Raw genomic sequence first — 10,123 nt, 5'->3', positions numbered from 1 at the left:
GTGCTTCCCGCCCCCAATTCTTGGCAAAGTATTTTGCCGGTATGGCAAAATGGCCGAATGGATGAGAACCTCGACGACGTCCTGGCAGCCGTCGGCCCGCGGCTGAAGGCCCTACGCCTGCGCAGGGATGTCACCCTGACCGCGCTCGCAGAGGCAACGGGCATTTCCGTCAGCACGCTCTCCAGGCTCGAATCGGGCCAGCGGCGGCCCAACCTCGAACTGCTGCTTCCCCTCGCGCAGGCCCACCAGGTGCCCCTCGACGAATTGGTCGGGGCTCCTGCCACGGGGGACCCGAGGGTACATCTGCGCCCCCTGACCGCCCACGGCATGACCATCATTCCCCTGACGCGGAAGCCGGGCGGTATCCAGGCGTACAAGCACATCGTTCCCGCCGGGCCGGCGGAGCAACCGAACCCGCAGGTCCATGAGGGTTACGAGTGGCTCTATGTGCTGAACGGCAAACTGCGGATGGTCCTGGGCGCCCGGGACCTGGTCCTGGGGGCGGGCGAAGCAGTGGAATTCGATACCCGGGTGCCGCACTGGTTCGGCCGGGCCGATGGCCAGGCCGTGGAGTTCCTGAGCCTGTTTGGCTCCCAAGGCGAGCGTATGCACGTCCGGGCCCGCCCGGCGGCCGGAAAAGCCACGGGGATGTAGCCCCCACCACGCTGCCAGCGGGCGTTCAGGTCCGTACGGTAAAAAGGACCTTCAGGGATATGGTCGCGGAACGCAGGGGAAATCGGGGGAACGGCCTATGTGGGCAACAGCGGCAGATGGAACGGGCGCAGCGGAAGGCCTGGGCGGGCTGGTGGGTGCAGCGGCCCAAGTGATCGAGAACCTCGGCGAATGGGGCGTGGGCGCCTTCACCCTTGCCGAGACCGTGGTCCCGCCCATACCCAGCGAAGTAATCCTCCCGCTGGCCGGCTATCTCGCCAAACAGGGCTCCCTGAACCTGGGGCTCATCTTCGTCACCAGTACGCTGGGCGCCTACCTCGGCGCCCTCCTCCTGTACTGGCTCGGCGCCAAACTGGGGCTGGAGCGGTCCATCCGCGGCCTGTCGAAACTGCCGCTGGTGGACCGTGAGGACTTCGAAAAGGCTGCAGGCTGGTTCACCCGTCACGGTAAGTCCTCGATCTTCTTTGGCCGGCTCCTGCCCGGCGTCCGCAGCCTGATCTCGCTTCCTGCCGGGGCGGCGGCGATGCCGCTTCTCACCTTCTCCGTCTTCACCCTGGCCGGCAGCGCACTGTGGAACGGGGCCCTGATCGGGTTCGGGCACCTGCTGGGAACGCAGTACCACCTGATTGAGGGCTACTCGAAGTATTTGAACTACGCCGTCTACGCGGCCCTCGGCATCGCCCTGGTGTGGCTGGTGGTCCGGCGGGTCAGGCGTGTGAAGGTGAACCGCTGACCATGGTTACGGCATTTCCTCAAAGTCGCCGGCACTCCTGCGGAAGTCGCCCAGGATCCGGATCAGTGCGTCAACATCCCCCGGCGGAAATCCCGGCTCGCTGAAGACCTGGCTGTTGAGGGCCGAGGTCGAACGCTGGGCTACGGTATGGCCTTCCGCAGTGAGCCCCACCAGGGTGGTTCGGCCGTCCGTGGGGTGCGGTGAGCGGGCCACCAGGCCCGCTCGCTCCAACCGGTCCACGGCGTTGGTGACCGACGTCGGGTGGACCTGAAGCAGGGCGCTCGCCTTGTTCATCGGCAGGGCGCCCTTCCGGGTGAAGCTCAAGAGGGCCAGCAGTTCGTACCGGGCGAAGGTCAGGCCAAACGGCTTGAGGACGGATTCAATCCTGGCCAGCAGGATCTGCTGGGTCCGCATAATCGCCGTGATGGCGGCCATGGGTGCCGCGACATCGGACCAGCCGTGGTCCTCCCAGTTCCGCCGGGCTTCGGCAATCGGATCCCGGGATAACGGTGTGCCCATAGCCAGCCCCTTTCCGGAAATCCTGTGAATATACTAGGACATCCAACCGTTTGGAAGGGAAGCGTGATGCCCGGACACTCCCATGACGGCCCGGCGGAGATTCCCTATCCGGACGCGGATCTCCTGCACATCGTGCGGCTCCTTTCCTCCATGGAGCAGGCCAGGTACGCCGATATCCGGAGCTACCTGCAGTCCACCGTCAGGCCCGCCTCCATCGGATACTGGAACCGGGAAGAATTTCCTCGCGATGTAGTGGCCGGGATGGGCGCCCGCGGGCTGGGAGAGCTGCAGCTCGACGGCAGTTCCGCCCTGTTCAAAGGCCTCATGTACCTGGAACTGGCCAGGGCCGACGTCTCTCTTTCCGCCCTGGCCGGTATCCATAACGAACTCATCGTGGGCACCATCCACCAGTTGGGCTCAGGTGAACAGAAGCGCAGGTGGCTCCCGGGACTGAGGACTTTTGCACAGCTGGGAGCTTTCGCCCTCACGGAGCCCGGCCACGGCTCCGACATTTCACGCGGGCTCGAAACCACCGCCCGGCGGGACGGCGGCGAGTGGATCCTCAACGGAACTAAACGCTGGATCGGCAGCGGGACTGTTGCCGACGTTGCCCTGGTCTGGGCCCGGGACACGTCTGACGGACACCTCAAGTGCTTCCTCGTGGAAACGGACCGGCCCGGCTACTCCGCCGCCAGGATTGACCACAAGATCGGCCTGCGGATCATGCAAAATGCCGACATCAGGCTGGAGGACGTACGCCTGCCCGCGGCCAACCTCCTGCCCGGCGCGTCAAGCTTCGCCTCAGCCAACGCGTTGCTCAGGGACTCCCGGGCCTGGGTGGGCTGGCAGGCCGCCGGCATTCAGTTCGCTGCCTTCGATGTGGCCCGCAGCTACACGCTGGACCGCCGCCAGTTCGGCAGGGAACTGGCGGGTTTCCAGCTGGTCCAGCAGCAGCTCGCGGACATCCTGGGGAACGCTGCCGCTTCGCTGGCCCTGATGGTGCAGCTGGCCCGGCTCCAGGAGGACGGGCTGCTGGAGATGGCACAGGCAGCCATGGCCAAGGCCACCACCACCAGGCTAGCCAGGGCCTCCGTGGCGATGGGGCGCTCGCTGCTGGGCGGCAACGGAATCACCAGCGACCACGAAATGGCCAAGCTCTTCGCGGACGCCGAGATCCTGTACACGTACGAGGGCACCTACGAGATCAACTCGTTGCTGGTTGGAAGGGCCGTCACGGGAATCCAGGCGTTCACCTAGGCCGCCCGCCGGCACTGCTAGAGGTTTCGGTCCGCGTAGGTCCGCAGAGCGTCCCGAACAAAGGTGGCTCCGGCCTCGCCCCCGTAGTTGGCGGCGAACCGTGGATCTGCCACGTACATGTCCGCCAGGCCAGCGACGTAGCCTTTGATGTCTCCACCGGCCTCGGCCGCGGGCGTTCCCGGGATGGATCGCAGCCACGCCACGTGCCGGGCGGCCACGTCCTGGGCTTCGGCGCTGCCGGGTGCTGCCCCCGAGCCGGCTGTGGCCAGCCAGTCCCTGCCAAGTTCCTCGGCGCGGGACTTCCACGACCGCTTCTCCTCCCCGTCCATTCCGCGCCACCACGCGTCACTTTTCGCGTAGGCGTCCTTGCCCCACCGTTCTTCCACTTCGTCCTTGTACTGCGTGTGGTCGAAGCCATCAAACATCTTCTCTGCCACGAGCTCTCCTCCTTGTTGCACTGTTTCGATGGTTTGGCGGACGGACCGGACTTGCCGGGCCAAGCGGTCCTGTTCCTGGCCCAGCCACTCAAGGTGGCGGGTCAGTGCCCGGACGGGGTCCGTCTGGTGCTGGAAGACTTCGGCGATAGCCGGCAGGCCCAGGCCCAGCTCCCGGAGGAGCAGGATCCGCTGTAACTGCAGGAGTGCTCCGCCGTCGTAGTAGCGGTAACCGTTGCTGCCCACCCTGCTGGGCTTCAGCAGGCCGATGTCGTCATAGTGGCGAAGGGTACGGCTGGTGGTTCCCGCCATCCTGGCTACGTCCTGGATGGGCCAGTCGCCGGCCCGGTCCTCCCCGGTTGCTTCCATGCTTCGAGCGTAGAGGTTGACGCAGCGTCAAGGTCAAGGGGGAACGCGAACGGTAACCAAGAAGGGTTGCGCGGGTCGTCAGCGGGTGCGGCGGTGACGGGCCTGGGCCACCAATCGGGTGAAAGAGAAAACGAAGACGGCCTCGATCAGGACCATGAGTCCGGCCAGCAGCCATTGCTGGCGGGCAACGAAGAAAACGCAGCCGGTCAGGACCAGGATGGTGCCCAGGGCCAGGGCGTAAACAGCGAAGCCGACGGCGACGCGGGCGCTGCGCACGCCGGTACGGAAACCGAAGCCGTGGGGTTCGCCGCCGGGCTGGCCGGGGATGCGGTCCGGAATTCCGGGACCGAGCCTTTCGAACTCCTCCCAGGGATCCCTGTCCTCTTCCTTGCCGGTCATAGGTCAAGTATCCCAAAGGCGCCGGAAGTTATGGGCGGGCGGCAGGCGTAACTAAAACAGCGGCCCAGCCAACCCGAGGTTGGCGGGGCCGCTGCTGGCTGATCCGGGAGACCGGGCCGGCCGTAAGACTTAGAGCGGGCGGATGTTCTCTGCCTGCGGGCCCTTGGGGCCCTGGGTCACATCGAATTCGACCTTCTGGTTCTCGTCCAGTGAGCGGTAACCGCTGCTGGCGATTGCCGAGTAGTGGGCGAAAACGTCAGCGGACCCGTCATCGGGGGCAATGAAGCCAAAACCCTTTTCGGCGTTGAACCATTTAACTGTGCCTGTTGCCATGGCTGCATTCCTTCATGTGACTCTGATTCTCTCCCCGGATTTCAGCCCGGGGTGTGCGAAGAACGTCCCCCGCAGTCCCAACGTACGGGGCGAAACGCCCTGTTGCAAGGGTAAACGCCACAAACCCGGGTCAGCGCATGCCCTCACGGCGGATGGCGGTGGCAATCGCCGCGGCCCGGGTTTCCACTCCGAGCTTCGAATAGATGTGCGCCAGGTGGGTTTTGACGGTGGCCTCCGAGATGAAAAGGCGCTGGCCGAGTTCGCGGTTGCTAAGCCCCTGGGTGAGCAGGCTCAGCAGTTCCGCCTCGCGCGGAGTGAGGATCTCGTCCGGGTTGCGGAGTTGCTGGAAGAGCCGCGAAGCCACCGGCGGGCTCATCACGCTCCTGCCCTGCACCGCGCCGCGGATAGCTGCAAAGATCTCCTCCGGCGCAGCGTCCTTCAGCAGGTAACCCATGGCACCGGCGTCCACCGCACGGACAATGTCCGCGTCCGAATCGTAGGTAGTGAACACCAGGATGGCCTGCCTGCTGTTGAGCCCGCGGATGCGCCGGATGGCTTCGATCCCGTCCATGCCGTCGCCCATGGCGAGGTCCATGACCACGACGCCGGGCGAAAGCTCCCGCACCAGCTCCAGGGCTTCCTCCCCGGACCCGGCGTCGGCCACCACGTCGATGTCCGGCTGGGTCCCCAGCAAGGCGCGCAGCCCGCTGCGGACCACCAGGTGGTCATCTACCAGGAGCACGGAAATGGTACTCATGCCGGGCTTCCTTCCGTTGGGGCCACCGATGGGCCGGCGGGGAGTTGCGCGGCCACGATGGTGCCCTCGCCCGGGGCGCTTTCCACCGAGAACGTCCCGCCAAGCTGCTCGACGCGCTGCCGCATGGCCCGCAGCCCGTACCCTCCGGCGTCCGACGGCGGGGCCGCCGCTGCCGGATCAAAGCCCGCGCCGTCGTCGTAAACGTCCAGGGTGACGGCGTCCGGGAGGAACCCGAGGGTCACCGTGGCGGCGGTTGCGGAGGCATGGAGCCGCACGTTGGATGCCGCACTTTGGACCACGCGCAGCAAGGTGTGCCGGGTGTCTGCCGCCACCGGCCGTGGTTCGCCGGTAACCAGGAGGCGGGCCTTGGGAAGGTAGCGGCGGGCAGCGGTCAGCAGCGCCTCCGGCAGGGGCGAGCCTTCGAGCCCCGGGGAGGCAAGGTCATGGACCAGGCTTCGGGTTTCGGCCAGGTTGTCCCGCAGCAGGGAAGTTGCCTGCCGCAGGTCCGATTGGGCGGCGGGGGCGGGCCAGCTGCGCCCGGCAGCCTCGAGCAACAGCAGGCTGCTGGCCAGGCCCTGGGTTACGGTGTCGTGGATTTCGCGGGACACGCGCTCCCGTTCGGCAATGGTGCCCGCACGCCGTTCGCTGGCTGCCAGCTGCCCTTGCGCGGTGGAGACCTCGGCGTGCAGCCGCCGCTGTTCCTCGGCATCGTTGCGGATCCGGTCGTGGATGAGGGTCAGCATTACGCCCACGGCCAGGGGGCCAAGCAGCATGGCCAGGTCCGTGCCTCCGCTGAGCCGGAACAGCCCGGCTGCGGTGGCAACGGCGATGATGCCCGCGGCAACGTAGGCGGCAATGCCGCTGATCGCGGCACGGCAGAGGAAAAAGAGGGCGAACGAGCACCAGGCAAAGCTGGGTGCAGCGATGACCAGCACCGCCCAGACCGCCACCAGGGCGGACATCCACGCCAGTTTGGGCAGGCCGCGACGGGCAAGCACCGCCACCCCTGCGTACAGCAGGGAGGCTGCGGCGGCGAGGCACAGGACCAGCATGTTGTCCGCGGGCGGGTGGCGCATGACGTACCGGATGGTTGACGCCACCAGGAGGACGGCGAATCCCGCGTGGACAGCGGTGTCGATGCTGCCCAGCCGGGGCAGCCCGGCAGGACTTGCGGACTGGTCTGGGCCTGGGGCTGTCATGGAATTTCCGGTCTGGTGGTGGGAACACTGCCTTTTCATGCTATTGCCAGCGGCCGGGGCGGGTCTCTCATCCATTTGGCTGATACGGCTGTCCTTTAGTCGCAGCAGGGACCATGCAAAGGCCCGATGGCAGGCGGGGCAGTGGCAGGAACGATTGAAGTGTTCGCAGCGATCGCCTGCCCAACCCAAGGAGCCACCATGAAAAAGTCCCGCACAGCCCTTGCCGCCGCCGCAGCCGGTGCCCTGGTCCTGACCGCCGGGGTCACGGCTGCCGCCAACGCAGGATCAACCCCTGCGCCGGTGGCTGTTCCCGCCGTGGACGTCCAGCCTGCTCCGGAAACCGTCGTCCAGCAGAACCGCATCTCTGTGGGGGCCTCCGCCGCTGCCGTGAACGCCGCGCTGGCCAAGTGCCAGGCGGACAAGCTTCCGTTCGTCACCGTTGCCGTGGTGGACCGGTTCGGCACTGTGCAGGCGCTGCTCCGCGGAGACAATGCGGCGGAGCACACCATTGAAGCCGCGAAGCAGAAGGCCTACACCGCTGCCGCCTTCGGTACGCCCACCAGCGAGCTGGCCAAAAGGGTCAACGGCAACGGTCCGTCGATTGCGGACCTTCCCGGCACCCTGTTCCTGGCAGGCGGCGTCCCGCTCAAGGTCAACGGTGTGTCGGTGGCCGGCGTCGGGGTTGGCGGCGCACCGGACGGCGCCCTGGATGAGGCATGCGCAACCGCCGGAGCTGGGGCCATCGCGGGCACCTCCGCCGGAAAGTAGGCTGCCCGTATGAGGCGCAGTGTCTTCGGAGCCCAGGGGTTGCTGGCCGCCGGCGCCCTGGCCCTCATCCTGACGGCGTGCCAAAGCCCTGGGCCGGTACAATCCGGCGGCCCGGCGCCGGCCGTCCCTTCGCCGGACCGCACTGCGTCCGCCACCACTGCGTCCGCCACTGCTGCGGCTCCGCCGTCGTTGTCGGCGGAGGCCCAGGCGCGGCTGGACCAGGAACTCATTGCCGCCGCCAAGGCCAACGACGCGGTGCGGGTCAGTGAACTGGTGGGCCGGGGCGGCAACGTCAATGCCAAGGACTCCATCCAGGACTCGGCGTTCCTCTACGCCGGTGCCGAAGGATTCAACGAGGTCCTGCAGCTGACCCTGGACGCCGGCGCTGACGTTTCCAGCATCAACCGCTACGGCGGGACCGCGCTAATACCGGCGAGCGAGCACGGGCATGTGGAAGCGGTGAAGATCCTGCTTGCCGCAGGGGTTCCTGTCAACCATGTGAACAACCTGGGTTGGACAGCCATGCAGGAAGCCATCCTGCTGAACAATGGTGGCCCCCGGCAGCAGGAAGTTGTCCGGCTGCTGCTGCTGGCCGGCGCGGATCCGGGCATCCGGGATCCGGAGGGCCGGACTGCGCTGCAGAACGCGGAGCGGCTGGGCTTTGCGGAGATCGCGGCGATCATTAAGGGCGGCACCTGATCCCCGCCCGGCCCTGGATTTTTTGGGCAGATACGAGGACTTTGCCGCCCCTGAAGTCCCGTTATCTGTCCAAAAACTCCAGGGGTTAGAGGGCTTCGAGGATGCTGACGTAGTTGGCGATGCCCACGCCGCCCATGTTCTGCACTGCGGCCCGGCGCGGGGCCGTAAGCTGCATGTCGCCAGCAGTGCCCGTCAGTTGCATGGCCGCCAGCACATGCTGGGAGACGCCGGTGGCACCCACGGGGTGGCCCTTGGATTTCAGGCCGCCGGAGACATTGACGGGCAGCTTCCCGTCCTTGAACACCCACCCTTCCTCGAGGGCCAGGGCACCCTGCCCGGGTTCGGTCAGTCCCATGGCCTCGTACATCAGCAGTTCAGCGATGGTGAAGCAGTCGTGGACTTCTGCGAGGTCCAAATCTTCGATCCCGACTCCCGCCATCGCCAGGGCGCGCTGCCAGGACACCCGCGTGGCCTCGAAAGCGGTGGGGTCCCGTCGTGCGGCAGGAAAGAAGTCGTTGGCCTGGCCAAAGCCGGCCAGCCTGACGGCGGGGTTGGTGCCGCCGGTGGCCGCAGTGGACAGCACGACGGCGGCCGCACCGTCCGAGACGGGGGAACAGTCGGTGCGGCGCAGGGGATCGGCCACCATGGGGTTCCTGTCCGACACGGTCCGGCAAAACTCCTCGCCGAGGTCCTTGCGGAGTTGGGCGTAGGGGTTGTCCACGCCGTTGCGGTGGTTCTTGGCGGCGATGCTGCCCAGCACGTCCCCAAGGTTCCCGGCCGGATCGTAGCGTTTGGCGTAGTGCTTGGCCACTTCCGCGAACAAGCCGGTAAAGCCGGTGGTGGAGGGCTTGCCGGCCATGTCGTAATCTGCGCCCAAGAGGCCGGCGCCCACCACGTCAGCCCCTGCGTGGGTCATCTTCTCGGCGCCGATCACCAGGACGGTTGTAGCGGTACCCGCCAGCAGTGACTTGGTGCCCTGCTGGAACGCCGCCGAACCCGAAGCGCAGGCGTTTTCCACGCGGGTGGACGGGACATTGGCCAGATCCGGGGAAACCTGCAGAGCCAGAGACGACGGGAACGCCAGCGGCATCATCCCGGAGTTGAACTGGCCCACGTAGATCTCATCGATCTGCGAGGGCTCCACACCCGCGCTGGCGATGGCCTCGGTGGACACCTGCACGATCAGTGATTCCAGGGTGTCATCAGTGAGTTTCCCGAACCGGCTGTGGCCCCATCCCGTGATCAGGACATCCTTGCCGAACTGTTCCTTCAGGCTCATGCCGCCACTTCCTCGTTCTCCAGGCGGACGTCGAAATCCGCTTCTGTTTTCTCCCGGATGTCCTCCACGGTGACTCCCGGCGCCAGCCGGGTCAGCGTAAGCTGCCGCCCGCCGTCGCCCGTTCCTCCCCCATCCTTGACCAGGTCGAAGACGGCGAGGTCGCTGATGATCCGGTCCACGCAGCTGAGGCCGGTCAGGGGGAGGGTGCATTCGCGGACGATCTTTGCTGTGCCGTCCTTGGCGTTGTGCTCGGTGAGGACCACCACCCGGGGCGTGCCTGCCACCAGGTCCATGGCCCCGCCCATGCCCTTGACCATCTTGCCGGGGATGGTCCAGTTGGCCAGGTCGCCGTTGCCGGACACCTGCATGGCACCCAGGATGGCCACTTTCACGTGTCCCCCGCGGATCATGCCAAATGACGTGGCGGAGTCGAAGATGCTGCCGCCGGGAAGCACCGTGACGGTCTGCTTTCCGGCGTTGATGAGGTCCGCGTCCTCATCGCCCTCATAGGGAAACGGCCCCATGCCGAGGAGCCCGTTCTCGCTCTGCAGGACCACCCGCACGCCCTCGGGCAGGTTGTTGGCCACCAGCGTGGGGATGCCGATGCCCAGGTTCACGTAGTCGCCGTCGGTCAGTTCCTCAGCCGCTATCGCAGCCATTTCATCCCTGGTCCAGGCCATGGTTTCCTCGATTCTCAGTATCTTG

General features: G+C 66.6%; 13 protein-coding genes. 5 read left to right on the top strand and 8 right to left on the bottom strand.

Annotated features, from left to right (window positions below; all coding sequences use genetic code 11):
• Positions 1 to 57 precede the first annotated feature (57 nt).
• Positions 58 to 654 carry a helix-turn-helix domain-containing protein gene (locus UC32_RS04500; RefSeq protein WP_045730054.1) on the top strand — a complete coding sequence of 199 codons (597 nt, stop codon included), beginning with the start codon at positions 58 to 60 and terminating at the stop codon, positions 652 to 654.
• A gap of 97 nt (positions 655 to 751) precedes the next feature.
• Entirely contained in the window at positions 752 to 1,405 is a 654-nt protein-coding gene (locus tag UC32_RS04495) for a DedA family protein (protein WP_045730053.1), read from the top strand.
• 6 nt (positions 1,406 to 1,411) lie between these two features.
• Here the strand turns inward: UC32_RS04495 and UC32_RS04490 are convergent, their stop codons facing one another.
• Entirely contained in the window at positions 1,412 to 1,924 is a 513-nt protein-coding gene (locus tag UC32_RS04490) for a MarR family winged helix-turn-helix transcriptional regulator (protein WP_045730052.1), read from the bottom strand.
• 66 nt (positions 1,925 to 1,990) lie between these two features.
• Between UC32_RS04490 and UC32_RS04485 the strand changes: the two genes are divergently transcribed.
• Complete coding sequence (locus UC32_RS04485; RefSeq protein ID WP_045730051.1) at positions 1,991 to 3,181, top strand: acyl-CoA dehydrogenase family protein; 1,191 nt, start codon at positions 1,991 to 1,993, stop codon at positions 3,179 to 3,181.
• Positions 3,182 to 3,198: 17 nt separating this feature from the next.
• On the opposite strand, the gene UC32_RS04480 is transcribed toward UC32_RS04485, so the two are convergent.
• The 5 genes from UC32_RS04480 to UC32_RS04460 all read right to left on the bottom strand — a co-directional run bounded on the left by UC32_RS04480 (position 3,199) and on the right by UC32_RS04460 (position 6,672).
• Positions 3,199 to 3,984: a MerR family transcriptional regulator gene (locus UC32_RS04480; RefSeq protein ID WP_045730050.1), complete on the bottom strand. Its 786-nt coding sequence runs from the start codon at positions 3,982 to 3,984 to the stop codon at positions 3,199 to 3,201.
• A 78-nt stretch (positions 3,985 to 4,062) separates the two neighbouring features.
• Positions 4,063 to 4,383, bottom strand: a complete 321-nt coding sequence (locus UC32_RS04475) for a hypothetical protein (protein WP_045730049.1) — start codon at positions 4,381 to 4,383, stop codon at positions 4,063 to 4,065.
• Between the two features lie 129 nt (positions 4,384 to 4,512).
• The gene (locus UC32_RS04470; protein ID WP_013599688.1) at positions 4,513 to 4,716 is read right to left on the bottom strand and encodes a cold-shock protein; all 204 of its coding nucleotides are present in this window, start codon (positions 4,714 to 4,716) and stop codon (positions 4,513 to 4,515) included.
• Between the two features lie 130 nt (positions 4,717 to 4,846).
• Entirely contained in the window at positions 4,847 to 5,473 is a 627-nt protein-coding gene (locus UC32_RS04465; protein ID WP_045730048.1) for a response regulator, read from the bottom strand.
• A complete protein-coding gene (locus UC32_RS04460) occupies positions 5,470 to 6,672 on the bottom strand; it encodes a sensor histidine kinase (RefSeq protein ID WP_045730047.1) in 1,203 nt (400 codons plus the stop codon). The genes UC32_RS04465 and UC32_RS04460 overlap by 4 nt, the downstream gene beginning before the upstream one ends.
• Positions 6,673 to 6,870: 198 nt before the next feature.
• On the opposite strand from UC32_RS04460, the gene UC32_RS04455 reads away from it, so the two are divergent.
• On the top strand, positions 6,871 to 7,440 hold the full coding sequence (locus UC32_RS04455) for a GlcG/HbpS family heme-binding protein (protein ID WP_045730046.1): 570 nt from the start codon (positions 6,871 to 6,873) through the stop codon (positions 7,438 to 7,440).
• A 9-nt stretch (positions 7,441 to 7,449) separates the two neighbouring features.
• Complete coding sequence (locus UC32_RS04450; RefSeq protein WP_045730045.1) at positions 7,450 to 8,139, top strand: ankyrin repeat domain-containing protein; 690 nt, start codon at positions 7,450 to 7,452, stop codon at positions 8,137 to 8,139.
• Between the two features lie 85 nt (positions 8,140 to 8,224).
• Here UC32_RS04450 and UC32_RS04445 read toward each other — a convergent pair whose 3' ends face one another.
• A complete protein-coding gene (locus UC32_RS04445; RefSeq protein ID WP_045730044.1) occupies positions 8,225 to 9,418 on the bottom strand; it encodes an acetyl-CoA acetyltransferase in 1,194 nt (397 codons plus the stop codon).
• On the bottom strand, positions 9,415 to 10,098 hold the full coding sequence (locus UC32_RS04440) for a CoA transferase subunit B (RefSeq protein WP_045730043.1): 684 nt from the start codon (positions 10,096 to 10,098) through the stop codon (positions 9,415 to 9,417). Before UC32_RS04440 ends, UC32_RS04445 begins: the two co-directional genes overlap by 4 nt.
• Positions 10,099 to 10,123 lie beyond the last annotated feature (25 nt).

Origin of the sequence: Pseudarthrobacter chlorophenolicus, assembly GCF_000962805.1 — a bacterium.
Lineage (GTDB): Bacteria > Actinomycetota > Actinomycetes > Actinomycetales > Micrococcaceae > Arthrobacter > Arthrobacter chlorophenolicus_A.
The sequence above is the reverse complement of the archived record's forward strand: the minus strand, read 5'-3'. Positions and strand labels throughout refer to the sequence as shown.